The sequence below is a fragment of the Streptosporangium sp. NBC_01810 genome, from assembly GCF_035917355.1.
Classification (GTDB): domain Bacteria; phylum Actinomycetota; class Actinomycetes; order Streptosporangiales; family Streptosporangiaceae; genus Streptosporangium.
Map to the genome: position 1 here is coordinate 2,258,200 of NZ_CP109070.1, position 23,687 is coordinate 2,281,886.

Below are 23,687 nucleotides of genomic sequence, written 5' to 3' on the forward strand. Positions count from 1 at the left end.
GGCCGTCCCGGCGTCAGGGGCGGGAACCCTGCCGTCGGCCGGTCGCGGGCGGAGAACGGGCTAACGTACACAGGGTGTATGTGAAGATCTGCGGGCTGCGCGAGCCCGGACATGTGACGGCCGCCGTCGAGGCGGGCGCCGACGCCATCGGATTCGTCCTCACCAGGAGCTCGCGACGGGTCACCCCAGCGCGGGCGCGTGAGCTGGCCTCGGCGGTGCCGCCACACGTGCTGACCGTGGCGGTGTTCGCCGGTGAGCCCTCCGAGGAGGTCAGGGCGGCCACCCTGGAGTCAGGGGTACGCGCCGTCCAACTGCACGGCGAGCACCCGCACGCGGACTTCACCGCGCTGAAGGACCTCGGCGTCATGCTGGTCCGCGCCGGGGCCGCGAGCACCGACCTGCGCTGCGGCGCCTTCGACGAGGACCTGCTCATTGTGGACGCGCCCAGGCCGGGCTCGGGGGAGCCGTGGGACTGGGCGGCCGTGCGCGGACGCCCGGAGGGCCGCTGGATGCTGGCCGGGGGCCTGACCCCGTCGAACGTGGCCGAGGCGATCACCGCGGCCAGGCCCTGGGGGGTCGACGTGTCGAGTGGCGTGGAGGTCGCCCCGGGAGTGAAGGACTCCGGGCTCATCAGGGACTTCATCGCCGCCGCCCGCGCGGGGTGAGATCGGCGGGTGCACGCTTGATCGTTTATGTTGATCGTTATGACGACTCACGAAGACATGTCCACGCGTGCCACCGTTGAGGAGTTGTGTGCTTTTGATGAGGAATGTCGCACTGGAGCGCATTCCCGTATCGGGGTGTTCGGCCATGGGGGACATCCGGTTGCCTGGTACAGCACCTCTGGCTGGAGTCGAACCAGCGGCCTCCTCCTCCGCAAGCAGTCAAAACACCTTTGTGTTCAGCACCATCGAGGGGGCCCACCTGCGAGAGCGGTCCGTGAAGGACCGTGAGAGTCCGCCGCCGTTCGCCATGGTTGTCACGCGCTTAGTCACGCAGAGCTGTGCCATGGTGATGTGGCTGTGGGACCCGCAATGAGGCCCGGCGGTGAAACCGGGATGGAGCCTCCGCGTCGCGGTCCTGGATGCCCTGTCCAAGCGGGTCCCGCAATGAGGCCCGGCGATGAAGTCGGGATGGAAAGGCTACGGGATTTCTGCGACGGACGCGGAGAAGGCGATCCCGCAATGAGGCCCAGCGATGAAGCCAGGTTGGAGGGTCGATTTTCTTGGTGCGGATGTTCCCGCAATGAGGCTCGGCTGGGAACGTGGGCCGGGGCCGCTTCTCCCGTCATGACGGTGAACGTGCGGCGTACCCCACAATGAAGGGGATGTCCTCTGATTTTCTTGTGCGTGCCACCGCGTCTCTTCACGGCCTGGCTCTGGGCGACGCCTTCGGTTCCCAGTTCTTCGTTCCGGCCAACCAGCATGCTCTGTCCGGCCGTCTGCTCCCGCCCGACCCGTGGCAGTGGACCGATGACACCGAGATGGCGTGTTCCGTCTACCGCGTCCTGGCTGACCACGGCACCGTCGACCAGGATCGGCTCGCCGCCGGCTTCGCCACCCGTCACGACTTCGACCGCGGGTACGGCCCGGCCACCAACCGAATGCTCCGCCTCGTCCGTGAGGGCGGTGACTGGCGGATGCTCTCGGCCGAGCTGTTCGACGGCAAGGGCTCATGGGGCAACGGCGCCGCGATGCGGGTGGCGCCGCTCGGTGCCTGGTTCGCCGACGATCTCGCGAACGTCGTCCACCAGGCCGCCCTGTCGGCACAGGTCACCCACACCCACCCTGAAGCGGTGGCCGGCGCGATAGCCGTGGCCGTGGCCGCGGCGACGACTGCCACGGAGCCTGGTCTCTCGCCAGGGGGGTTCCTGGACAGGATCAGGGAACACGTGCCCGCGAGCATGGTTCGCGACGGCATCGCCGAGGCCAGGCGACTCCTCACCATCAGTGATCCCGGCCTCGCCGCCACGATGCTGGGTAACGGGCGACAGGTCAGCGCGCACGACACGGTGCCCTTCACCCTCTGGGTCGCCGCTCGCGAACGCCAGGACTTCGAAGCGGCCATGTGGACCACCGCAGCGGCAGGTGGTGACATCGACACCACCTGCGCCATCGTCGGCGGCATCATCGCGGCTTCAGGGAGCGCCCGTCCGCCTTCGGAGTGGAGGAGGCGATGCGAGCCTCTACCGGCCTGGGCAGGCGCCCCCCTCGGCCGTGAGCCGGGTGCCTCGGACGGTTCTCAGACGTAGGGCTGGAATGCTGGGGGAGCGATGATCGATCCTGATCCCGTGGGAAGGCATTGGGAAGGATCAGCCGCAAACGCCCGGCGCCAACTGTAGACGGCCGGACATGAAGAACCCTCGCGTGCCTGCGTCGCCGCAGGTCAGGCAAGGGTTTTCGCTGGTCCTGATCGCGCACCCTGCAGGATTCGAACCTAATGACTTCGTACGGCCCCGAGTTTCCCGGCTCGGGGGCTCATCCCGCTGCGACCGTCGGATTAGAAGTCCGATTCCATGCCGTTTCTATTGTTGCTTACCATGATCTAACGGTGCCAAAAACCCTGGTTATTGCCCTTTTGCGTTGCCTACCGAGACCGAGGATTACCGACCGGCGCGCTCCCGTCTCCGGGCCACGCGCGCCTGCGGCCGCCGACATCTGCCCGGTCACCGGCCGCGGCCGGCTGTCCTATCCGCGGGCCGAGTACCTGTTCAAGACCGCTTCCGCCGAGCTCGACCCGCACGGCCAGGGCTGGAAGCTGCACCAGCTGCGCCACAGCGCGCTCCAACATCTGGCCCAAGCCGGGCGCACCGCGCCGGAGTTGCAGGCCAAGAGCCGCCACCAGCACCTGGCCAGCCTCGGCCGCTACGTTCGCCTGGGCGAGGAGACCTCCGCCCGTATCACCGCCGAACACGATCCGGCAGCACGCCGACGCTCCCGCTGACGACCTCCTCCAGTCTCAATGCTCGAGGCTTGGGGGTGAAAAGGCGAGCACATCGGGAAGGGGGCTGTCGTAGCGCTCAACGTCGACCAGCGCACTGAGAGCACTCGGTCCTTGGGACAGGCGCGAGCACGGCCGATCCGCGGTGAGAACGTTCGGATTACCGTGGCGGTCCAATCTGAGGTGCTCCAGAGATTCCGGACAGGCCGCTCGCTAGGGTGGTAACAGTCCGAAGGAGATAGAAACATGCCGAAAGGTTCCAGGCGTAGGTTCAGCCAGGAGTTCAAGGACGAAGCTGTGCGCATGGTCCTCGACGGCCCCCGTACGATCGCCGAGGTCGCCAGAGAGTTCGGCGTCCACGACACCACGCTCGGCAATTGGGTGAACACCTACAAGCGAACGCGCGCGGAAGAAGAACCGCACTCCCTCAGCGGCCCCGAGCGCGCCCGGCTGCGCGAACTCGAGCGAGAAAACTCCGAACTCCGCGAGAAGCTTTCCTTCCTAAAAAAAGCCGCGGCCTTCTTCGCGGCCGAGAACAATCGGTGACCGCGAAGTTCGAGTTGATCGACGCGGAGAAGGCCAACCATAGGATTGTGAAAATGTGCGACTGGCTGGAGGTGTCCCGCTCGGGGTATTACGAGTGGCGCGACCGGCCCGCCTCGGCGACCGCGCAGCGTCGCGACCTGCTCCAGGACCTGATCGCGGGCATCTTCTACGAGCACGAGGAGGTGTACGGCTACCGGCGCGTCCACGCCGAGTTGCTGCGCCGCGGTGAGCGCTGTTCGGCTGAGTTGGTGCGGGTGTTGATGCGCGAGCTGGGCCTGCTGCCGGCGCAGGTGCGGCCCTTCACGCCGAAGCTCACCGAGCAGGGTGCTTTCCGGGGCATTCCCGACCTGGTCAGACGCGATTTCACCGCCGTCCGGCCCGGCGTCAAGCTGGTGGGCGACATCACGTACATTCCGACCTGGGAGGGGTTTTGCTACCTGGCCACGGTGATCGACTGCTACAGCAAGGCCGTGGTGGGGTGGGCGATGGCCGATCACTACCGCACCGAGTTGATCACCGAGGCGATCGAGAACGCGGTACAGACCTTCACCATCGAAAAGGACGCGATCTTCCACTCCGATAGAGGGTCGAACTACACGTCCGATGAATTCGGCACCGTGCTGAAGAGGCTGGATATCCGGAGGTCCGTTGGCCGTACCGGCATATGTTACGATAATGCCATGGCCGAATCGTTCTTTTCGGCATTGAAGAATGAATGGCTGAAACGGTACGTTTTCACCAGCCGGGCGAAGGCTCGCCGGGCCGTGATCCGTTATATCGAGGGCTTCTACAATCGGCGCCGACTTCATTCATCCGTTGGTTACCGGACACCGTTCGAAGTCCTCGACGAGTACACAGCGCTTCAGTCGGTTGCGTAGTTCGCAGCCGCAGATTCCGCTGTCCGGAATGATCTCAGCCCCTCACCCGGCCAAGCCAGGGGTTACGTGGACAGGGTGCGCGCCCCGTCCGGCCGGATGCCCTTGGCAGAGTCCGTCGGCCGGACGCGGCGCCTTCCACCAGACTGATCCGCCGACATCTGCGAAGGTAGTGAGAGGTTCCCGCCCCGCATGGGCGACCTGGCCGCCCGCAGCGGGCGCCCAAGCCGCCTTCAGACGGGGGTTTGACCGCATCACGCGGCAGGCAAGCAATCTTCGACAGCGCGCGGCGCATCCAGCGTCCAGGCCCGTGGCACCCCGGCGGAGGTAGACGTGAGCGTCCAGTCGACGAGGCGATCAAACCCGGTGCACGGCATCTCCTGCGGCCGAGCCCAGCGCGAACGCATACTCGGCCAGGCAGGATCCCCCGACCCTGTGCTCTCAGCACTGGTCGCGGTGATCGCCGCTCAGATCGCCGAGCACTGCGGGCACCGGCTCCTCAAATGCCGCCGCCTGGCCATGGGCTGGACAGTCGCTCAAGCCGTCAAAGCCACCCACGATTTCGTCGAACAGGAGTGCCTGACCAGCGTCGGGTTGACCGTGCGCTCATGGAAAGACTGGGAGGCAGGCCAGCCGCCCAACCCTGACTACCAGGACCTGCTGTGCCACCTGTTCACCACCAACCCGGTCGAGTTGGGCTTCGCCCGCGACTACTCTCCTGCCCCGCCGCAGCACAACAGCCCGCATTGGAACACGGTACGAGGGGATATAACACTTTCAGAAGGAGGGGCCGACCACGCCGGCATGGGACCGCAGACCATGGAGGTGGAGGAGACGAAGCGTCGTGACGCGCTGAAGTTCGCCGGGCTGGCCCTGACCGCCCCGGCCGCCGCAGCGCAGATCTTGCAGCAGGCCGCCACCGAAGCGATGGAGTTCACCCGGCAGGCCGAGGCAAGCGCGTTGGGCTCCGGAACCCTCGACCACCTCGACCTCGCGGTCACCGAGTTCAACCACGCCTACTCACTCAAACCTCCCCAGCAGGTCTTCGGCGCCGTACTGGACTACCGGCGCAAGGTCGACGGCCTGCTCAAAGGTAAACACACCCACCCGCAAGGCCGGGAACTACTCGCCTTCGCCGGGTGGCTGTCGGAACTGCTGGCCTGGCTCGCCCACGACCTGGGCGACGCCCACACCGGCCTCGCTTTCGCGAACGACGCGTTCATCCACGCCCAGCAGGCCGGACATGGCCAGCTGTGCGCATGGGCGATGGACGCGGCCGCCTCCATCAACCTGTACGAACAACAGCCCGGCAAAGCCCTGGCCGCCGCCCGCAAGGGCCTGGCCGAAGCCCCCGTCGACCATCCGCTGACCGTGCGGCTACACGCCCAAGCCGCCCGCGCGGCCGCCGCCGCCGGAGACACCGCAGGCTTCACGGCTGACTTCCAAGCAGCCGAGGACGCCTATCGGCTCCTGCCGCCCCGTTCACCCCGCCGGTTCGGCATGGATGTGCTGCCGCTGGCCGACTACGCACTCACCTCTTACCCCGCGACCTCCTTCATCTGGCTCGGCCAGGCCGAACAGGCCCGCCGACATGCCGAACACGCTCTGTCGGTATACGAATCGGCTCCCGAGACGTCCCGATCGCCCAGCCGGGAAGCCATCGCCCGTATCGACCTCGCCCTTGCCCACGCCCAACTCGGCGACCCCGACGACGCCGTTGCCCTTGGCCACCAAGCCCTCGACTCCACCCGCATCGTCGGCTCCGTCTTGGGCCGGGCCGGCGACCTCACGTCCTTCCTCGCCCGCCGATACCCCCGCCAGGCGGCCGTGGAAGGACTGCGTGAACGCCTGGCCGCAACCGGCGCGGCCGCCCGTCCCGTAGCCCGACCCTGAGAGTGAAGGAGACCAATGGCTTCCCAGCGGCCGCAGCCTCACGAGTACTCGATCACCATCCGCAGGCCGTACTTCGAGCTGATCGCCAAGGAAGCCAAGACCATCGAGGTGCGCGTCGGCTACCCCAAGATCCGTAAAATCTCCGCTGGAGACACGCTGTGTTTCGTCTCCGGGGAGGACTCCTTACGCGTCCGGGTCACTGCGGTGAAGGAGTACCCGTCGTTCGAGGCGATGCTGGACGCCGAGGACAACACCATGATCGGCGGCCAGGGCATGACCCGCGACCAGCTGCTGGCCGCGTGCCGTGACATCTACCCGCCTGAGAAGGAAGCCCTCGGCGTCTTCGCCATCCACCTGGCACCGCTGCCCGACGCCTGATATCCGCCCGAGCACGTGGGTGCGGCCCTCGCCTCCGCGGGGTGAAGCGAGGTCCGCCCGGCCTGGGGGCCGGTCAAACACGGTGGTCTTCACCCCGGGAAGGTGAGGCAGGACCACCGGCCCTTGCCGCCACGTGACCTGAACGACGCGGCGGCCGGGCGATGTGAGGCGCGGCGGCACGGCATGGGGGGTCCGACGCCGCCGCGCCGGCTTAAGCGGGTGCAGCCGAGGTCAGGAGTTGACGCGCAGGACGCGGGCGATCGCGTCAGCGGCGGGCCCGATGTCCTCGCCGGCACCGAAGCGCTCGGTTTCGGGGTCGCCGGCACTGCGGAACTCGCTTCCCCAAACCCATGACCAGGCGTAGGCACGTGTCTCGCTGCGTCGTTGGGAGTCGGGGGTGAGGACGACGGTCTGTGACAGGGCCGGAACGTTGGCGAGTCCGCCTTCGATGGTGTCGCCGCCACCAGAGGCCGCTGGTTGGATCACGTGCAGGATGACGGCGTTGGTGGTGCGTTTGCCTTTGACCTGCAGGTCTCGCCTGTGGAGTTCGGAGATCAGCGCGGTGACCAGCGCATGCGGGTTGCGAGGGTCTACGGCCTGTATGGGCCTTTCAGCCGCGGTCATGAGAGGGTTCCTTTGATGGGCTGTCTGTCCCCGGGGAACTGCTCACTGAGCGTATTGACGCGACTGCGCAAAGAAGGGGCAGGGTTTCTGCCCCTTCGATGAGGTCAGACCAGAAGCCCGATTCGGTCCGCGAGACTGCGCGCCTGCGCCTGAAACGCCGCAGGGCCTTCGGCGAGTTCCAACAGCATCCGCCGCGCATACCCGTTGTACCGAATCGTCTCCGGGGCGGCCTGCTGGGCCAGCTGCAACGTGCCGAGCACCGCCGCGTGATCACGCTGCAAATGGTGAGCTCGGGCGACCTCGATCAGATGGCGGCCCCGGCGCGGCCGAGACGGGATCGGCGCCGCCAGCGCACCACTGGCCTGCCGGGCCGACTCGCCGCCCTGGTGCAGCTCCACGGCGATCGTGACGGCGTGCGGCGCCATGATGACCTGCGAGAAACTGGTCCACGGCTGGTAGTAGCCCTCGGGGAGACGTTCGGCGATGCGCGCCGCCTCCTCCCAGTGCATCCAGGCGTCGCCGGCGTCGCCGAACCTCGACGAGGTGTGCGCCAGCTCGAAGTTCAACGCCCCCACATCGCCCGCAGGTCGACGCCCGCCTCGTCCATCGCCGGGGCGAGCGCCGTCATACCGTCCTCGTTGATGTCGTGGGCGGCCTCCAGATCACCCGCGTCCCGGTGCGCCGCGGCGAGGAACCACACCGCGCACGACAGGGCGAGCGGATCCTCGGACTCCTGAGCGGCCAGCAAAGCCCGATCAGAGACGCGCCACACCAGATCCCGGGCGGGCTGGAAGGCCAAGAACATCTGAGACAAGCCGTAGGTCTCGGCGAGCAGGGCGTTCGCGCGCCGCCTGTTGGCGCCGTCGTACATGGTGGCGGCGAGTTGCATATCCCGGATGAGGTCGGGCAGGAGTGCGCCCAGCGCGGTCCGGTGATCAGGGGAGGAATGCCGGGTCCGCCAAGCGGCATCCAGGCGAGCCTGCGGCGTGACCAACGGTTGCACGGTGCCAGCCGGCAGGAGTAGCGCGGTGGCGTTGATCGCCGCCCGGACTGCGGGGAGCGCGGGGTGGCCGGGGCCGGTGAACATGCGTACCGGGACGGACTGGTCGCCGGTCAGTTCCGATAGATCCCGGACGCGGAGAGCTCCGGCGAGAGGGAAGGACGGCCGTGCACGACATACTTTCAGGACACAACGAATCACATCACGGACCGGCCGCTCACATGTCGCGAGTTAACCAGCAGGGTCTAGCACCTCTGGCTGGAATCGAACCAGTGGCCTCCTGCTCCGCGAGCAGGCGCGCTCTCCACTGCGCCACAGAGGCTTGGTAGCGGGTGCGGGAATCGAACCCGCCCACAGCGGCTTATGAAACCGCCGAGCACACCAGCGCCCTCACCCGCTCCAAGGAAAGAGCCGTCTCGGACCGTGCGGTCCGGGACGGCTCGCGTCGTGACGGCGGGTGTCAGACGCGAGCCTCCCGGGGCATGCGCATACGGCGACGAGCACGCATGACGCGACGGCTCCGACCGTGATTGCGGCGCATGATCCCTCCTGGTGAAGCTCGACTGACCTGATATGAGGATGCCGGATCTCCGGAACCGGCCGCAACGCGTTTTCTCCAGGAGCCCCGGCGGAAGAGGAGCAGGCCTTGTCGGCGGCCGGAGCCCGGCGGGCTCCGGCCGCGCCCACTCCTCATCGGTCAGATCGTGCCGCTTCAAACGGTCCTCAGTCACGGAGCGGACCTATCAGACGAACCCCACCAGGATCTACTGAACAGGCCCCGGTCGAACCCTCGCTGCCTAGAACTCACTGTCTTCTGAAGTGCTCAACCAGGCGTGAGTAGCCGTCGTTGGCATGGCCCTCTGCGACGGCCTTGGCCACCAGTGCCCGGGTGTAGCCGGGAAACTCATCATTGATGCTTCGCGCCCGGCTCTCCCGGACCAGGTCCTCGACCGACGGCAGGTGATGCTGGAGCGCCCCGTACTCCGCCGCGTGTTCGCCACGATCGACCTCATCGGCGATCGACGGCAAGACTGCCGACAGCGCGGAGATCGATGCGCCGGCATGGTCCAAGAACCGCTTCACCTCTATGCCCTCGCTCGACAGCAGCGCGGCCGCGTGCAGGAATCCGTCGAGCGTTCCCCACATGGTGCCGTGCACGGCCATCTACAAGGCCGGTATGCCGGCACCGGCCGCGATCAGGCTCCCTCGGCCACCGAGAAGCCGAAGCGTCGAGCGATAGCGGTCGTACACGGCGCCCGCGCCGCCATAGAACACCACTGTCTCCGGGTGCCCGACACCCGGGGCGATCGTCATGATCTGTCCGTGGAGGTACTCCGTTCCTTGGTCCGCGGCCCACTCGGCCACTGCCCTGGCCTCCGCTGATGTCCCATCCGTCAGGTTGACCACGGCGCGGCCGGCAAGAGCGTCGCCCGCCGATTCCAGGATCCGACGGGCGGCGGCGTTGCCCTTCACACTGATGATCACGAGCGGGCCGGCGGCGACCGCATCACGGACGGTCGCGGCCCATCGCGCCCCCTTGGCGACCAGAGCGTCGGCCTTTCCCGGCGTACGGTTCCACACCGTGGTCGGGTGCCCGCTGTCCAGGAACACCCCCGCAAGCGCAGAGCCCATCTCCCCCAAGCCGATCACAGTCACGGCCGATCGAGTGCTGGTATTTCCAGAGGTAGTGGTCATGAATGTTGCTTTCTCGCGAGTTGCCGGGGCGCCGGTTCCCTGTCCGGGGTCACTGCGGCCTGTCAATCAAGAACCACGCTAGAAACTCAGCCACACTTGAGGTCAAGGGCCGATCTTGGGCAGGAACCCTTGGGGGCGTCGCTTTCCTCCGGGTAGCGCATCGCGGCCGGCGGCCAGGTATGCCAGGTCGACGCGGCCGAGGCGTTTGAGCGCGCCGCGAGCCAGGATGTACGCGTCGGATTCAGGTTGGAATTCGGAGCCTTCTCCGTGCGAGGGCTTGGTGGTTGTGGCCACCTCGGAAGACGTCGATGTCTCCGTAGGGGAGTCCGGCCTCGATCATTGCCAAAGTCGTCAACCATGTTTACTATATAGACAACCGTGTTGACGATATTGTCTCAGCGTGCGTCCGCCGGGCCCGTCTTCGGCGTGCCCGGAGAATCCAGAGAGAAGGTCCCCGTGTCCCACGACGTCTTCGTCACCCACACCGCCGAGAGCGCCCCTGCCGACGCCCGCGCCACGGTCGAGGGAGTGGAGCGGAAATTCGGCTTCATCCCCGCGCCGGTCGGCCGGATGGCCACCTCCCCGCAACTACTCAAGGGGTTCCTGACGGCCAGCGCCGTCTTCGAACAGACCACCCTGGCCCCGATCGAGCGCGAGATCGTCATTCTGACGGTCGCCACCCGCAACGGCTGCCATGTCTGCGTGGCGATGCACACCGTCACGCTGGTCAGGCTGGAGGCTCCGGCCGAGGTCATCGAGGCACTGCGGGCACAGAAGCCCCTCGCGGACGCCCGCTCGGAGGCGCTGCGGTCGTTCACCCTCGCGGTGATGGATCACCGCGGCGCGGTCGGCGACGAGGAGACGCGGGCGTTCCTCGGCGCCGGCTACACGCCGCAGAACGCCCTTGAGGTCGTCCTCGGTGTCGGTGCCTACACGATCTCCACGTTCGCCAACCGGCTGATCGACGCCCCCCTCGACCCGCCGTTCCAGGCCTACGCCTGGGACGGCGACGACGCGTAAGAGTCCCTCCGATTCGACCACTGTGCGCACCGGGGAATCCCACGATGTGTGAGGGTATTGCCGCACTGAATTAACGTGATCCGACCTGTCGGGAAATCTGGCCTCCCTAGTTTATGGCCCATGGATACGGGGCTGTATACAGAGCGGGATACGCCGATCAGGCTGCGCCGTGATCAGGTGTACGGCGAGCTGCGCCGCAGGCTCATGCTGGGCGAGTTCGCGATCAGGACCCGGCTGGTCGAGGAACGGGTCGCCTCGCTGCTCGGGGTCTCCCGGACCCCGGTGCGCGAGGCCCTCGTCCGGCTGCTCGCCGACGGCCTTGTCGAGCGTGGCTCCGACGGCGGCTACTACGTCGCCCAACCCGACCTGTCCGATCTCAGAGATCTGTACGAACTGCGGATCACCCTGGAGCTGCGCGGGATCAGCCGTGCCCTGGATGCCAACGTGCAGGGGCATGACGCGGCGATCCTGGAGCCGCTCCGGGACCAGTGGCGGGCGATGCGGGACGACCAGCCCGAACCCGACCCGCAGTTCGTGCTGATGGACGAGGACTTCCACATCACGATGAGCCGCGCCTCGGGGAACGCGGCCCTGACCGGCACCCTGGAATCCGTCAACGCGCGGATCCGGGCGGTGCGCATGTACGACTTCCTCACCGCGGACCGCATCACCCTCACGATCCTCCAGCACCTGGAGATCGCCGAGGAGGTTCTGGCCGGGCGGCTCGCCGAGGCCCTGACCGCGATGCACCGCCACGTGGGGGAGTCGATGGACGTCGTGGAGCGGCGCGCCGCTCACGCGATCACTCAGATGGCCCTCAACCGAGGCAGGCGCCATGACCCTGACCGAAGCTAGTCCCACCGACATCATCGACCTCCCCCTGCTCGCCGTGCGCGGACTGACCCGCAGGTTCGGCGAGGTCCTGGCCAACGACGCGATCGACTTCGACGTGCGGGCCGGGGAGGTGCACGCCCTCGTCGGGGAGAACGGCGCGGGCAAGAGCACCCTGCTCAAGCTCGTGTACGGCCTGCACCGCCCCGACTCCGGGGAGGTCTCCGTGGACGGCGCCCAGGTCCGCATGACCAGCCCGGCGCGGGCCCGCTCGCTCGGCATCGGCATGGTCTTCCAGGACCTCCGCCTGGTCCCGGCCCTCACCGTCGCGGAGAACATCGCCCTGGCCCTGCCGGGCAGGCCGAGACCGGCCCGGCTGTCCAGGCGGATCACCGAGGCCGCCGCCGAACACGGGCTGGCGGTCGACCCCCGGGCCCGGATCTCCCACCTGTCGATCGGGGAACGGCAACGTGCCGAGATCCTCAAGGTCCTGATGACCGGGTCACGCGTGGTGATCCTGGACGAGCCGACGAGCGTGCTCGCGCCACAGGAGGTCGGCGCGCTGTTCACGGTGGTACGGCGACTGCGTGCGAGCGGCTACGGAGTGGTGATCGTCACGCACAAGCTGAACGAGGTGCGGGCGATCGCCGACCGGGTGACGGTGCTGCGTGCCGGCCGGGTCGTGCTGAACGGTGTCGATCCGACGGCGTACGACGACGCCGAGCTGGTCGAGGCGATGGTCGGCCGGGCCGTACCCCCGCTGCCGGACAGCCGCCCGGCACCGCGGGACGCGGGCCCCCCGGCCCTGCGCCTGGCCGGGGTCAGCGCGTACGGCGAGAGCGGGGTGCTGCGGCTGCGGGATGTCAGCCTGGAGGTGATGCCCGGCGAACTCGTCGGGGTGGCCGGCGTGGCGGGCAGCGGGCAACGGGAGCTGTGCGAGGTCGCCTGCGGGCTGCGGCCGGCCGCCTCGGGCACCGTGACAGCGGCCGGAACGGGGCTGACCGGGCCCCGGCAGGCACTGGCGGCCGGGGTGGCCGACGTGCCGGAGGACCCGGTCGCCGACGCGGTGGTTCCGGGGCTGAGCGTCGTGGAGCACATGGCGCTGGGCCTGCCGGAGATCCCCCGCCGGTGGCTGAACGTGGACTGGCGGCAGGTCGGCACATCGAGTGACGAGCTGGACGGGCGGGTCTCGCTGCGGATGGCCCCCGGGCATCGGCGGGTGGCCGAACTGTCCGGCGGCAACATCCAGCGGGTCATGCTCACCCGGGCGCTCGGCAGGAAGGACACCGTGCTGGTGGTGGCCGCCTACCCGAGCCGGGGACTCGACGTCGCCACCACCCGGCGCACCCAGGAACTGCTGCTGGAGCGGCGGAACGCGGGGGCCGGAGTGCTGGTCGTCTCCGAGGACCTGGACGAGCTGATCGCCATCAGCGACCGGATCGCGGTGATGCACAACGGGGAGATCGCCGGAATTGTCCCCGCCGGGGACGCCGACCGTCAGGAGATCGGCCGGCTGATGCTGGGTGGGGTGTCGTGACCGCCGCCGGGACGAACCGGAAGGACGGGGTCCGATGACGGTGACCCTCACGCCCGTGGAGCCGGCTCCAGCCCGAACCGCCGATGCCGTGCGGGCGATACGGCGATGGGTGGGGGCCCTGGCCGGAGCGGTGGCGATCTTCAGCGTGCTGTTGCTGGTCAAGGGGGCCGATCCGGTCACCGCGCTCGCCGACATGGTCGTCTCGACCTTCACCGCGGCCGGCGTCGAGCAGATCGCGATCAAGGCGACCCCGCTGATCCTCGCGGCGATGGCCGTGGTGCTGCCCGCACGGGCCGGACTGGCCAACGTCGGCGGGGAGGGGCAGGTGATCATCGGGGCGGTGTGCGCGGCGGGGGCGGGCCTGGCGTTCGACTCGACCGGGCCGGTGGCTCTGGCCGCGATGCTCGTGGCCGGGGCCCTCGGCGGGGCGCTCTGGGCCGGGATCGCGGCGGTGTTGCGGCTCACCGTCGGCGTCAACGAGGCCGTCACGACCCTGCTGCTCAACTATGTCGCGCTGGACGTGATGCTCTACCTGATCTACGAGCCGTGGAAGGACCCCGCCGGCTCCGGCCAGCCGGCGACCAGACCGCTGGAGGTCGCGGCGAGGCTGCCGCTGCTCGGCGGCACGGCGGTGCACGTGGGCCTCGTGGTCGCGGCGGTCGCGGCGGTCGCGGTCTGGCTGGTACTGCGCGGCACCGCCTTCGGATTCCGCCTCGGCGTCATCGGGGGCAACCCCGAGGCGGCGCGGCGGGCCGGGCTGCCGGTGAAACGGCTGCTGCTGACCGCGATGCTGCTCGGCGGGGCGCTGGCCGGGCTGGCGGGCATGGTCCACCTGGCCGGGGTGGAGTTCAAGCTCCGCCCGGGGCTGACCGCGAACATCGGTTACATCGCCTTCCTGGCCGCGTGGCTGGCCAGACACCAGCCGCTGCCCGCCGTCGGCGGGGCGTTCCTGCTGGCCGCGATCAGCATCGGCGGGGACAGCCTCCAGCTCGACAGCGGTCTGCCCGCCGCCGCGGTGAACGTCCTGATGGGCCTGGTACTGCTCGCCGTACTCGGCTGGGCTGCGAAGGGAACGGGAAGAGGGACGGATGCTCTTCGTTGACGTGCTCGCGGGCGGCGTCCGCGGCGGAACCGCGATCATGTTCGGTGCGCTCGGGGAGACGGTGTCCGAGCGTGCCGGGGTGGTGAACCTCGGCACCGAGGGATGCATGCTCGTCGGTGCACTCGGCGGGTACGCGGTGGCCGCCGAAACCGGAAGCCCCTGGCTGGGAATACTGGCGGGTGCGGCGACGGGCGCGCTGCTCGCCTTGGTCCACGCCCTCCTGGTGGTCTGGCGGGGAGCCGACCAGTTCGCCACCGGCCTGACGCTGATGTTCCTCGGCCTGGGCCTGACCAGCCTGTACGGGGCGGCCTACGTAGGCGAGGCCGCCCCGGGCTTCGCTCCCGTCCACGTGCCGCTGCTGGCCGACCTCCCGGTGGTCGGCGAGGTGCTGTTCCAGCACGACTGGATCACCTACCTGTCCTTCGTCGCGGCCCCGGCGCTCTGGTGGTGGCTGCGGAGCACGAAGGGCGGACTGCTGTTGCGCACCGCGGGGGAGCGTGCCGACGTGCTGCACGTCCACGGCTACCGGCCCGGCCTGATCAGGGGCCTGGCGGTGGTCGCCGGAGGCGCGCTGGCCGGGATCGGCGGCGCGCAGCTGTCCACGGCCTACGCGCACGCCTGGTTCGAGGGGATGACGGCGGGCCGGGGATTCATCTCCGTCGCCCTGGTGATCTTCGCCGCGTGGCGGCCGCTCTGGGTCATGGCGGGTTCCTACCTGTTCGGGACGGCGCTCGCGCTGGCCCCCGCCCTGCAGGCCCGGGGGTACGCGCTCAACCAGTTCGCGCTCGACGCCCTGCCCTTCGTGATCACTCTGGTGATCCTCGCGGTCCTCGGCAAGCGCACGCTGCGCGCGGCCCCCGAGGAACTGCGCCGTGTCTTCGAATCCGTTTCATCCAGGTAGGAGAGACCCCTTATGCGAAAGATCGTTACTCTCGGGGCGCTGGCCGTGCTGGCGACCGCCTGTTCGGCCAACACCGCGGGAACCACCCAGGCCGCACAACCCGGCGGGGCCACCGGTGCCCCCGGCAAGGACGCTACGTCCGTCGGCTTCGTCTTCGTCGGCCCCAAGGACGACTACGGCTACAACCAGGCGGCCTACCAGGGCAGCCAGGAGGTGGCGAAGGCGTTTCCCGACCTGGAGGTCATCACCGCGGAGAACGTGCCAGAGGACGACAACGCCGCCCGGGTGATGAACTCGATGATCGCCAAAGGCGCGAAGATAATCTTCGCCACCTCCTACGGACACCTCGACGCGGCGCTCAAGGTCGCCGCCGAGCACCCGGACGTGGTGGTGGTCCAGCAGGGCAATCTGATCACCGGGGCCGCCCCGAAGAACGCGGGCACTTTCTTCGGCACCGTCTACGAGCCGGTCTACCTGGCCGGGATCGCGGCGGGCAAGGCCACGAAGACCGGCAAGCTCGGCTACGTCTACGCCTTCCCGATCACCCAGACGATCGACAACATCAACGCCTTCCAGCTCGGAGCCCAGTCGGTCAACCCGTCGGTGAAGACCTACACGGTCAACACCTCCTCCTGGTGCGACCCGGCCAAGCAGGCCGAGGCGGCGGCGAACCTGCTCAAGCAGGACGTGGACGTGATCACCCAGCATCAGGACTGCACCGCGACGGTCATCAAGGCCACCGAGGCCGCCGGGAAGTTCACCGTCGGCTACCACGCCGACGCCTCCTCGATCGCCCCCAAGGGCTGGCTGACCGGTTCCCAGTGGAACTGGGGCCCGCTCTACGCCGACATCGTGAAGACCGCACGGGCCGGGACGTTCACCGGGTCGAAGTACAACGCCAACTTCCGGGTCGGCTACAAGACCGGGGACAACCCCTTCGTGCAGTCGCCGTACGGACCGCCGGTCGACGCGGAGACCAAGGCGGCGATCGAGAAGGCGAAGGACGGGCTGGCCGCGGGTTCCCCGTTCGCCGGGCCCGTCGTGGACCAGACCGGCACGGTCCGCGTCCCCGAGGGCACCATCCCCGACTACGAGGTGATCGAGAAGATCGACTACTTTGTCGCCGGTGTCGTCGGCTCCCTGCCGAAGTCGTGACCTTCGTCGAGGGGACGACCCCGTACCCGTGGCCCTGGGACGGCGGCCTCGACCCGGCACGGCTGGCCCTGCTGGTCGTGGCCTGCCCCCTCCACCCGGGACGGGAACGGCCCACCGACGCCGATCACCCGGCCGAGACGCTGGCCGCGGCCGTGCGGCGGGCCGGAGGGCGGGTGCTCTCGGTAGGCGTACGGCCCCCGATCCAGATGTCCGTACGGCCGAGGCCCAGGCCGGTCGCGCCGGGGACGGACGATCCCGTGCTTCACCCCGGCCGGCTGATCCGGGCGGCCGGGTGGGACGGCTTCCACGGCAGTCGTCTGGACGCCGTGCTCCGGGGCGCCCAGCGGGATCTGCTGCTGATCGCCGGGTGCTGCCTGGAGACCGGCGTGCACTCCACGATGCGGGCGGCCAACGACCGAGGCTACGAATGCCTGCTCGTGACCGACGCCTGCACGAGCGCCGAGCCCGATCTCACGGCGGCGGCACTGTCCACGATCGAGATGTCGGGCGGGATCTTCGGAGCGGTCGGCGACAGCGGGGCCGTCGTGGAAGCCCTGCACACCCTGATGACCGAGAGGACGACCTCATGAGATATCCACAGATAGAGGCGGAGCCCTACGGCTGGCCGTTCAACGGAGGGCCGGACCCCGCCACCACTGCGGTGATCTGTATCGACTGGCAGGTCGACTTCTGCGGCCCCGGCGGTTACGTCGACCGGATGGGCTATGACCTCTCTCTCACCCGGGCAGGCCTGGAACCCACCGCCGCCGTGCTCGCGGCCGTACGGGAACGGGGCTTCCTGGTGATCCACACCCGTGAGGGCCACCGTCCCGACCTGTCCGACTGCCCGCCCAACAAGCTCTGGCGGTCACGCAGGATCGGCGCGGGGATAGGTGACCTGGGACCGTGCGGGCGGATCCTGATCAGGGGCGAGCCCGGGTGGGAGATCGTGCCCGAGGTGGCCCCGATCGAGGGCGAGCCGATCGTCGACAAGCCCGGCAAGGGCGCGTTCTACGCCACCGACCTGGATCTGCTGCTGCGCACCCGCGGGATCACCCACCTCATCCTGACCGGCATCACCACCGACGTGTGCGTGCACACCACGATGCGGGAGGCCAACGACCGGGGCTACGAGTGTCTGCTGTTGACCGACTGCACCGGAGCCACCGACAAGGGCAACTACGAGGCGGCGCTGAAGATGGTGACGATGCAGGGCGGGGTCTTCGGCGCGATCGCGCCCTCGTCGGCTCTGCTGCGGGCGCTCGGGGCGGGGGAGCGTGTCGGCTGAGCACGGGAGAGTCCGCGGGACCGGAGAAGCCAGGGAAGGCGGAAGGGCCGCAGGGACCGGGGAGAGCCTGGAGGTTTGGAAGGGCATGAAGGCCCAGACGGCGAGAAGAGGCGGAGAGGACCTGGCGGCCAGGGTCACCGAGATCTTCCGGAGGATCAAGGAGCGAGGCGACGACGGGGTGTGGATCACACTCAGGCCGGAGGAGGAGGTCCTCGCCGACCTGGCTCGGCTCGACCCCGACGGCCCGCTGTACGGGGTGCCGTTCGCGGTCAAGGACAACGTCGATGTCGAGGGACTGCCCACCACGGCCGCCTGCCCGGCCTTCGCCTATCATCCGGCACGTTCCGCTCCCCTGGTGGAGCGGCTGGTCGCGGCCGGGGCGCTGCTGATCGGCAAGACCAATCTCGACCAGTTCGCCACCGGGCTGTCCGGCACGCGCAGTCCCTACGGGGCGTGCGAGTCGCCGCTGGTGGCCGGGTTGATCTCAGGCGGATCCAGTTCGGGATCGGCGGTCGCGGTGGCCGCGGGGCTGGTGGACTTCGCCGTCGGCACGGACACGGCGGGTTCGGGCCGGGTCCCCGCGGCGATGACCGGGACGGTCGGGCTCAAGCCGTCCCGAGGTCTGGTCCCGACGGTGGGCGTGGTCCCCGCGTGCGCGTCGCTGGACTGCCCGAGCGTGTTCGCGAACTCGGTGTCCGTCGCGGCCGCCGCGCTCGCGGTCATGGCCGGGCCGTATCCGGGCGCCCCCTGGTCCCGGGAACTGCCCTCGCCCGTCCCCGTCGCCCCCGCGCGGGGGCGACGGATCGGCGTGCCCCGGAGTCCGGAGTTTCTCGGCGATCCGGGCGCGGCGGCGGGCTTCACCGAGGCGACCACGCGCCTGGCCGAGCTCGGTCACGAGATCGTCCCGATCGACCTGACGCCGTTCCTGGAAGCCGGGAGGCTGCTCTACGAGGGACCATGGCTCGCCGAGCGGTTCGCCGCGGTGGGGGACTTCGTCGCCGCGTATCCCGACGAGGTGCATCCGGTGACCCGGCAGGTGCTCGGATCCGGCTGGGAGATCACCGGGGTGGAGGTGTTCCGCGGGCTGCACCGGCTCGCGGAGTTGCGCGCGGAAACCGCCCCGGTGTGGCGGGAGATCGACATGCTGGTCGTGCCGACCGTGCCGACCACGTTCACCCTGGCCGAGATGGCCGAGGACCCCATCCGGCGGAACGCCGCCCTCGGTCTCTACACGACCTTCGCCAACCTGCTGGATCTGGCGGCGGTGGCCGTACCGGCGGGCATGACCCCCGCGGGCAGGCCCCACGGAGTGACCCTGCTGGCCCCCGCGGGCTCCGACGGTCTGCTCGCGGGTCTCGGCGCGGCCTTCCTCGACGAGCCCGCGGAACCCCTCGGTCCCGCGAAGTCCCTCGGGCCTTCCCACCAGGTGACGGAGACCTCCGCCTTCCCGGATCGGGTGGCCGTGGCCTCCCTCGCGAGCCGGACTCCGCCGGAACCGGCGGACGTCACGCTGCTGGCGGTGGTCGGCGCCCACCGCACCGGCCAGCCCCTCCACCCCCAGCTCGTCGCCCTCGGCGCGGTCCGCCACGGCCTGGCCCGTACGGCCTCCGCCTACCGTCTCCACGACCTGGGCGACCGTCCCGGAATGATCAGGGATCCCGCGGGAGCCCACATCGAGGTCGAACTCCACCGGATGACCCCCGAGGCTCTCGGCAGGCTTCTGGTGCGGATCCCGCCCCCGCTCGGCCTGGGAACCGTGGAACTGGAGGACGGCCGTCAGGTTCACGGCTTCCTCTGCGAGCCCCACGCGCTCACCCACGCCCCGGACATCACCGCCCACCAGAGCTGGCCCGCCTACCTTGATTCACGCCTTTGAGCCGCGCGGGCCGATCACCGCCGAGGGGGTCGACCACCTCCGGCCTCGGCCGGTGGGGGAGACGGCGGTCGTGCCCCCTCCGCTGTGAGACGGGTGAACGAACGCGGGCCGGTCAGAGCGGGGAACCGGACGGGGCGGGCGGCTGCCCGCCCGGTTCCCCCTCGATGTCGCGCCTGGCGAGCAGGGCCGCGTGGGTGGGGCCGTCCGGCACCTCGGCCGGCCTGCCGGCGGCGAACTCCCCGCGCAGTACCGGGACGACCTCCTCGCCGAGGATGTCGAGTTGCTCCAGCACCGTCTTGAGCGGGAGCCCGGCGTGGTCCATCAGGAACAGCTGACGCTGGTAGTCGCCGAAGGACTCCCGGAAGGTCAGGGTCTTGTCGATGACTTCCTGGGGGCTGCCCACAGTTACCGCCCACCGCCACCGTCGCACAGGCCACCACCGCCAGGACCCAGGTCAGTGAGTGGCGTCGTCCGCGCCGCGAGCGCGGATCGCAGATCAGCGCGAACCGGTCCAGAAGCTCCAACCGAGTGACGGCGGGTCAGCGCCTACTGGTCCTCCTCACGGGTAGTCGCGGTCAGATGGATCTCCACGGGAATGCCGAACGGCAGCGATGCGACGCCGATCGCGGTCCGGCTGTGCGCCCCACGGTCAGGCCCCAGGACGTCGATCAAGACGGCCGAAGCCCCATCGGCGACCGCAGGATGCTCGGTGAAGTCCGGTGTCGAGCGCACGAAGACCTGGACGTGCAACATCTGCTCCACGAGGTCGAGAGAGCCGAGTTCCTCATGCAGGCTGGCCAGCACCAGGAGCATCGTCGACTCGGCAGCAGCACGCCCCTGCTCCACGCTCAGGTCGAGGCCCAGGGTGCCCACGGTGGCCACTCCTGGCCCATCCACCGGCCCGTGACCAGAGGTGGCCAGCAGCTTCCCCGAGCGAGTGATCTCCTGGTACCGCCCCGCAGGGCGGGCAGGGGGCGGCAGGGTCCAGCTCCCTGTCGAGGTGACGACGGTGATCGGCTCGGGGTTCATCTGGCCCCCTCCATGAGGGGCCGCCAACCGAGCTCGCGGGAGAGCTTCCCCGCGAACTCGCAGACGGTCCCAGCGTGCTCGGCGACCTGATCCGGGCTCATCTGGTCGGTCACGAATGTGATGCCCAGGGCGGCGACGGGCTGAGCCTCATGGTCGTAGACGGCTGCCGCGACGCAGGTGATCCCGGCGGTGGTCAGGCCCGACTCGAGCGCATAACCCAACTCCCGGACCTGTCTCAGATCCTCGATGAGCTCGCTGACCGTCCGGGGACCCAATGTCGTGCGTCGCGGGAAGGGGTAGTCGCGGTAGAGGTCGCGTAGCTCCGCATCACTCGACGTTGCCAGCAGGGCTCTGCCAACAGCGGTCAGGTGGGCGGGCAGCCGGATGCCGGTCTCGGTGACGAGCTGGGTCATCGCGCTCCCGGTACGTTGCTGCTGCTTGTCGATGTAGAGCACCTCGGCCCCGTCGCGAACTGCCAGGTGAGAGGTGGTCGAGGTCGCCTGGCACACTTCGATCAGGATTCCGCGGCCTATCTCCTCCAACGGCCTACCCCGGCGATATGCGGCACCGAGCTCGAACAACGCCACTCCCAGCGCCCAGGTGCGCTTCACCGGGTCGTAGCGCACGAAGTTGCGGGTAGCCAGATAGTTGAGCAGCTGATGAGTGCTGCTCTTCGGGATGTTGCAGGCCGCGGCGATCTCCAAGGCTGTCAGCTGCGCATCCCTGTCTCCTAGGAGGGTCAACAGGTCGACGATGCGCTCAGCGGTACGCGACGTCGCCGGCGCTGCGATCTTCTGGGGCACACCACTCCTTAGGTTCGCGGGGACGATTGACCTGCCCGGTTTGTCCTGTCTAGGATTGCGGAGTCTAGTCTAACATTTGAGACAGTCTGTTCGAGACAGGGGAACCCAATATGACACGCCAGCTGACCGGCTTCGGAGGTCCGCTCATCGATGTACGTGGGGCGATCGACATGCACGTCCATTCGCACCCCGACATCTTTCCCCGACTTGGTGACGACATCGATCTGGTGACCGCGGCCCGCGACGCAGGACTCCGGGCGATGGTGATCAAGTGCCACCATGAGAACACCGTCAGTCGCTCCTACTTCGCCAACGGGGCCGTCCCCGGGATCGAGGTCTTCGGGGGCGTCGTGCTGAACTCCTATGTCGGGTTCGCGAACCCTGCAGCCGTCGAGGTGGCACTCAAGCTGGGCGGGAAGTTCGTCTGGATGCCGACCGTGGACGCCGCCTACCACGCCGAGGTCCACGGCGGCACCGGCACGCTGGTCGGACTCAGCGGCGGCCGAGTCGGCGGGCCCACCTATACCGTGCTCGACGAACACGGTGCCCTCAAGCCGGAGGTCATCGAGATCATCGGCCTGATCGCCGAACACAACGGCGTTCTGGCCACCTCGCACCTCTCCCCTGCGGAGATCAAGCCACTGCTGATCCGCGCCAAAGCCGACGGCGTGGCCAACGTGGTCATCACCCACCCCTTCTACAAGGCACCCGGCCTGTCCATGGACGAGCTCAAGGAACTGGTGCAGCTCGGCGGCATTGCCGAACTCGGCTACTGCGACTACTCGGCGATGTGGCATGTCGGCCTCGTCGAGGAGGTCGTCGAAGCGGTCAACGTGCTGGGTGCTGAGAACTGCGTGCTGGTCTCCGACTGCGGCCAGCGACACAACCCCCTGCCGAGTGAGGCGCTGCGCATCTACGCCCAGACGGTCTTCGAGAAGGGCGTGTCCGAGGAGGACGTCTACACGATGATTCGAGACGTGCCGGCTCGGATCCTCGGACTCGACAACGGCGCTCAGCCGCCGCGCCCAGCGGTGCCCTACTGGAGCCATGACGAGGACTGACTGTCGACGATCGCGCCAGAGCCCAATATCGAGATAGTTGACAGACCTGACTCCTCCCGCCCGGCCGGCTGCCCACCCGCCAGAGTCCGACGGGTGGACAGCCACGCTCAGCCGTCGGCACCCAGATATGCCCGGGCGATCAGGTCAGCGGTGGTCGGCCACACCTCGGCGTCGGCCATCACCACTGACAGCACTTCTTCCAAGTAACGATGCCGAGAGGGCTGGTTGGCAACGAAGGGGTGGATCGGCAGCGGCAGCACCCGCCCCGTCTGCGGCAGGTCGAGCTTGAGCTGGTCCAGCCAGTCCAGACACATCCGCACGTACTGCTCCCCGGGCATCGCCTTGTCCAAGAAGACGCGAATGTCATTGAGTTCCACCGAGTACGGCACCGTCACGAACTCCCTGAGCCCCGCGACCGCTCCCGGCTGATCATCGTGACACCAGTCCAGAGTGTAGTTCAGACCCAGATCGGCCAACAGCGGCAGCGTGGCCTCGGTCTCGGTTAGGGCGGGGCCGAGCCAGCCCATTGGCCGCGCCCCGGTCGCAGCGCAGAGCACGTCCAGCATCTGCTCGAGATGGGCTCGCTCCTCTGCGGGTGAGGAGAAGCCGGTGTGCAGCCGCGAGCGCGACGTGCCGTGCGCGACCCAGCACCAGCCGCGCTCGATACCGGCCTCGATCACCTCTGGGTAGTGCGCGCAGACATCGGAGTTGACGATCGCGGTCACCGGCACGCCCAGCCGGTCAACGGTCTCCACCAATCTCCAGATACCGACCCGGAGTCCGTAGTCACGCCACCCGTGGTTGAGGGGGTCGACAGGCAACCCGGCGGTCGCCGGGACGATCGAGGTCGACGGCACCCCCGGCACGAAGTGCTCCAGGTTGACTGCCAGATAGAACGCCACACTGGCACCCCCTGGCCAGTCCAGCCGCGGACGCGCCGGAAGCGCGGAGTAACGGTACGGCGGAAGCGAACCTGCGGGGATCTCCGACTCGGGATTCATCCATGACTCCAAGGGCGTCGGCACCGGTCCAGCCGCGACGACGACCGGACACAGGTGATTTCGAGGGTTGACCGGCCACCACACCACGGTTAGCCTGGGCGCCTCAGTCCAGAATGTCAGGCTTTTATCTAG

General features: G+C 68.7%; 24 protein-coding genes, 3 tRNA genes and 1 pseudogene. 16 read left to right on the forward strand and 12 right to left on the reverse strand.

What is annotated here, in order from left to right; genetic code table 11:
- The first annotated feature begins 74 nt into the window (after nt 1-74).
- On the forward strand, nt 75-665 hold the full coding sequence (locus OIE13_RS10240) for a phosphoribosylanthranilate isomerase (RefSeq protein ID WP_326640724.1): 591 nt from the start codon (nt 75-77) through the stop codon (nt 663-665).
- A gap of 662 nt (nt 666-1,327) precedes the next feature.
- Nucleotides 1,328-2,251 (forward strand): ADP-ribosylglycohydrolase family protein, encoded by a 924-nt coding sequence (locus OIE13_RS10245; RefSeq protein ID WP_326640722.1) that lies wholly within the window; start codon nt 1,328-1,330, stop codon nt 2,249-2,251.
- Between the two features lie 164 nt (nt 2,252-2,415).
- On the opposite strand, the gene OIE13_RS10250 is transcribed toward OIE13_RS10245, so the two are convergent.
- Nucleotides 2,416-2,554 (reverse strand) — tRNA-OTHER (locus OIE13_RS10250).
- Here OIE13_RS10250 and OIE13_RS10255 point away from each other — a divergent pair.
- The 4 genes from OIE13_RS10255 (at nt 2,551) to OIE13_RS10270 (ending at nt 6,632) form a co-directional block, all read left to right on the forward strand.
- Complete coding sequence (locus tag OIE13_RS10255) at nt 2,551-2,943, forward strand: hypothetical protein (protein WP_326640720.1); 393 nt, start codon at nt 2,551-2,553, stop codon at nt 2,941-2,943. The two genes, OIE13_RS10250 and OIE13_RS10255, sit on opposite strands and share 4 nt — an antisense overlap.
- Nucleotides 2,944-3,186: 243 nt before the next feature.
- Nucleotides 3,187-4,364 (forward strand): IS3 family transposase gene (locus OIE13_RS10260; RefSeq protein WP_442811606.1). Its coding sequence is split into 2 segments (ribosomal slippage): nt 3,187-3,445 and nt 3,445-4,364, totalling 1,179 coding nucleotides; the frame shifts between segments, so codons are not numbered across the junction.
- A gap of 330 nt (nt 4,365-4,694) precedes the next feature.
- On the forward strand, nt 4,695-6,254 hold the full coding sequence (locus tag OIE13_RS10265; protein WP_326829927.1) for a tetratricopeptide repeat protein: 1,560 nt from the start codon (nt 4,695-4,697) through the stop codon (nt 6,252-6,254).
- Between the two features lie 15 nt (nt 6,255-6,269).
- Nucleotides 6,270-6,632 carry an ASCH domain-containing protein gene (locus tag OIE13_RS10270; RefSeq protein ID WP_326640714.1) on the forward strand — a complete coding sequence of 121 codons (363 nt, stop codon included), beginning with the start codon at nt 6,270-6,272 and terminating at the stop codon, nt 6,630-6,632.
- A gap of 231 nt (nt 6,633-6,863) precedes the next feature.
- On the opposite strand, the gene OIE13_RS10275 is transcribed toward OIE13_RS10270, so the two are convergent.
- The 7 genes from OIE13_RS10275 to OIE13_RS10305 form a co-directional block, all read right to left on the reverse strand.
- Nucleotides 6,864-7,256, reverse strand: coding sequence for a hypothetical protein (locus tag OIE13_RS10275; protein ID WP_326829928.1), 393 nt, complete (start codon nt 7,254-7,256; stop codon nt 6,864-6,866).
- A 104-nt stretch (nt 7,257-7,360) separates the two neighbouring features.
- Entirely contained in the window at nt 7,361-7,822 is a 462-nt protein-coding gene (locus tag OIE13_RS10280) for a hypothetical protein (protein WP_326640710.1), read from the reverse strand.
- Nucleotides 7,819-8,343, reverse strand: coding sequence for a hypothetical protein (locus tag OIE13_RS10285; RefSeq protein ID WP_326640708.1), 525 nt, complete (start codon nt 8,341-8,343; stop codon nt 7,819-7,821). Before OIE13_RS10285 ends, OIE13_RS10280 begins: the two co-directional genes overlap by 4 nt.
- A gap of 162 nt (nt 8,344-8,505) precedes the next feature.
- Nucleotides 8,506-8,578: transfer RNA gene (locus OIE13_RS10290), tRNA-Arg, on the reverse strand.
- A gap of 1 nt (nt 8,579) precedes the next feature.
- A tRNA-Met gene (locus OIE13_RS10295) sits at nt 8,580-8,655 on the reverse strand.
- Nucleotides 8,656-9,060: 405 nt separating this feature from the next.
- Nucleotides 9,061-9,420 carry an imine reductase family protein gene (locus OIE13_RS10300; RefSeq protein WP_326640706.1) on the reverse strand — a complete coding sequence of 120 codons (360 nt, stop codon included), beginning with the start codon at nt 9,418-9,420 and terminating at the stop codon, nt 9,061-9,063.
- Nucleotides 9,421-9,951, reverse strand: coding sequence for an NAD(P)-dependent oxidoreductase (locus OIE13_RS10305; RefSeq protein ID WP_326830279.1), 531 nt, complete (start codon nt 9,949-9,951; stop codon nt 9,421-9,423).
- Between the two features lie 456 nt (nt 9,952-10,407).
- Here OIE13_RS10305 and OIE13_RS10310 point away from each other — a divergent pair, with 456 nt between their 5' ends.
- From OIE13_RS10310 to atzF, 9 genes are all read left to right on the forward strand, one after another.
- A complete protein-coding gene (locus tag OIE13_RS10310; protein ID WP_326640702.1) occupies nt 10,408-10,971 on the forward strand; it encodes a carboxymuconolactone decarboxylase family protein in 564 nt (187 codons plus the stop codon).
- A gap of 120 nt (nt 10,972-11,091) precedes the next feature.
- Nucleotides 11,092-11,826 (forward strand): GntR family transcriptional regulator, encoded by a 735-nt coding sequence (locus OIE13_RS10315; protein ID WP_326640700.1) that lies wholly within the window; start codon nt 11,092-11,094, stop codon nt 11,824-11,826.
- Entirely contained in the window at nt 11,807-13,339 is a 1,533-nt protein-coding gene (locus OIE13_RS10320) for an ABC transporter ATP-binding protein (protein ID WP_326640699.1), read from the forward strand. The genes OIE13_RS10315 and OIE13_RS10320 overlap by 20 nt, the downstream gene beginning before the upstream one ends.
- Before the next feature lie 34 nt (nt 13,340-13,373).
- Complete coding sequence (locus OIE13_RS10325) at nt 13,374-14,441, forward strand: ABC transporter permease (RefSeq protein WP_326640697.1); 1,068 nt, start codon at nt 13,374-13,376, stop codon at nt 14,439-14,441.
- Nucleotides 14,428-15,342, forward strand: coding sequence for an ABC transporter permease (locus tag OIE13_RS10330; RefSeq protein WP_326640695.1), 915 nt, complete (start codon nt 14,428-14,430; stop codon nt 15,340-15,342). Before OIE13_RS10325 ends, OIE13_RS10330 begins: the two co-directional genes overlap by 14 nt.
- A gap of 12 nt (nt 15,343-15,354) precedes the next feature.
- The gene (locus OIE13_RS10335; RefSeq protein ID WP_326640693.1) at nt 15,355-16,497 is read left to right on the forward strand and encodes a BMP family ABC transporter substrate-binding protein; all 1,143 of its coding nucleotides are present in this window, start codon (nt 15,355-15,357) and stop codon (nt 16,495-16,497) included.
- On the forward strand, nt 16,494-17,087 hold the full coding sequence (locus OIE13_RS10340) for an isochorismatase family protein (RefSeq protein WP_326640691.1): 594 nt from the start codon (nt 16,494-16,496) through the stop codon (nt 17,085-17,087). The genes OIE13_RS10335 and OIE13_RS10340 overlap by 4 nt, the downstream gene beginning before the upstream one ends.
- Entirely contained in the window at nt 17,084-17,785 is a 702-nt protein-coding gene (gene biuH, locus OIE13_RS10345) for a biuret amidohydrolase (RefSeq protein WP_326640689.1), read from the forward strand. Before OIE13_RS10340 ends, biuH begins: the two co-directional genes overlap by 4 nt.
- Before the next feature lie 85 nt (nt 17,786-17,870).
- Entirely contained in the window at nt 17,871-19,661 is a 1,791-nt protein-coding gene (gene atzF / locus OIE13_RS10350; RefSeq protein ID WP_326640686.1) for an allophanate hydrolase, read from the forward strand.
- A 112-nt stretch (nt 19,662-19,773) separates the two neighbouring features.
- Here atzF and OIE13_RS10355 read toward each other — a convergent pair.
- The 3 genes and pseudogenes from OIE13_RS10355 to OIE13_RS10365 all read right to left on the reverse strand — a co-directional run.
- Nucleotides 19,774-20,070 (reverse strand): annotated as a pseudogene (locus tag OIE13_RS10355) (5,10-methylene tetrahydromethanopterin reductase); the annotation flags it as partial.
- A 137-nt stretch (nt 20,071-20,207) separates the two neighbouring features.
- The gene (locus OIE13_RS10360; protein ID WP_326640685.1) at nt 20,208-20,690 is read right to left on the reverse strand and encodes a RidA family protein; all 483 of its coding nucleotides are present in this window, start codon (nt 20,688-20,690) and stop codon (nt 20,208-20,210) included.
- Nucleotides 20,687-21,493, reverse strand: a complete 807-nt coding sequence (locus OIE13_RS10365; protein WP_326640683.1) for an IclR family transcriptional regulator — start codon at nt 21,491-21,493, stop codon at nt 20,687-20,689. The genes OIE13_RS10360 and OIE13_RS10365 overlap by 4 nt, the downstream gene beginning before the upstream one ends.
- 110 nt (nt 21,494-21,603) lie before the next feature.
- Between OIE13_RS10365 and OIE13_RS10370 the strand changes: the two genes are divergently transcribed.
- Complete coding sequence (locus OIE13_RS10370) at nt 21,604-22,554, forward strand: DUF6282 family protein (protein ID WP_326640681.1); 951 nt, start codon at nt 21,604-21,606, stop codon at nt 22,552-22,554.
- A gap of 107 nt (nt 22,555-22,661) precedes the next feature.
- Here OIE13_RS10370 and OIE13_RS10375 read toward each other — a convergent pair whose 3' ends face one another.
- Nucleotides 22,662-23,456, reverse strand: a complete 795-nt coding sequence (locus tag OIE13_RS10375) for a polysaccharide deacetylase family protein (RefSeq protein ID WP_326640679.1) — start codon at nt 23,454-23,456, stop codon at nt 22,662-22,664.
- Between the last annotated feature and the right edge of the window lie 231 nt (nt 23,457-23,687).